This is a genomic window from Clostridium cuniculi, assembly GCF_004353185.1.
GTDB classification, from domain to species: domain Bacteria; phylum Bacillota; class Clostridia; order Clostridiales; family Clostridiaceae; genus Clostridium; species Clostridium cuniculi.
Genome location: NZ_SMUS01000105.1, coordinates 1 through 866 on the forward strand (window position 1 = coordinate 1; position 866 = coordinate 866).

Genomic DNA, 866 nt, shown 5'->3' on the forward strand with positions numbered 1-866 from the left:
GCTGGATTTATAGGCTCAAACTTTGTATTATACATGTTAAAAAAATATGAAGATATAAGAATAATTAATTTAGATAAGTTAACTTATGCAGGAAACTTAGAAAACTTAAAGTCAATTCAAGATGATCCAAGACATATATTTGTACATGGAGATATTTGTGACAATGAATTAGTTAATTCTTTATTTGAAAAATATGAAATAGACTACGTTGCTCACTTTGCAGCAGAATCTCATGTTGATAGAAGTATAAGAGAACCAGAAGTATTTGCTAAGACAAATGTTATGGGAACAGTTAACTTATTAAACTGTGCTAAAGCAGCATGGGAAAATGAAGATGGAACATGGAAAGAAGGAGTTAAGTTCTTACACGTTTCAACAGATGAAGTATATGGTTCATTAGGAGAAACAGGATACTTCATGGAAACTACTCCATTAGATCCTCATAGCCCATACTCTTCAAGTAAGGCAGGATCAGATTTAATGGTTAAGGCATACCATGATACATACAAAATGCCAATGAACATAACAAGATGTTCAAATAACTATGGACCATTCCAATTCCCAGAAAAGTTAATACCATTATTAATAAATAACTGCTTAGCTCACAAAGATTTACCAGTATACGGTGATGGAATGAATATAAGAGATTGGTTATTTGTTGAAGACCATGCTAAAGCTATCGATATGGTTATAAACAACGGTAGAAGCGGTGAAGTTTATAATGTTGGTGGACATAATGAAAGAACTAACATAACAATAGTTAAGACAGTAATATCTTACTTAAATGAAAATGTTGATAAAGAAGTTACTGAAAACTTAATTAAGTATGTTGAAGATAGAAAAGGTCACGATAGAAGATACGGAAT

At 31.2% G+C, this 866-nt stretch carries 1 protein-coding gene; it reads left to right on the forward strand.

All coding sequences use genetic code 11. From position 1 onward, the window contains the following. The coding region (rfbB, locus tag EJJ37_RS19785) for a dTDP-glucose 4,6-dehydratase (RefSeq protein WP_133017132.1) at positions 1-866 on the forward strand (866 nt) is incomplete at both ends.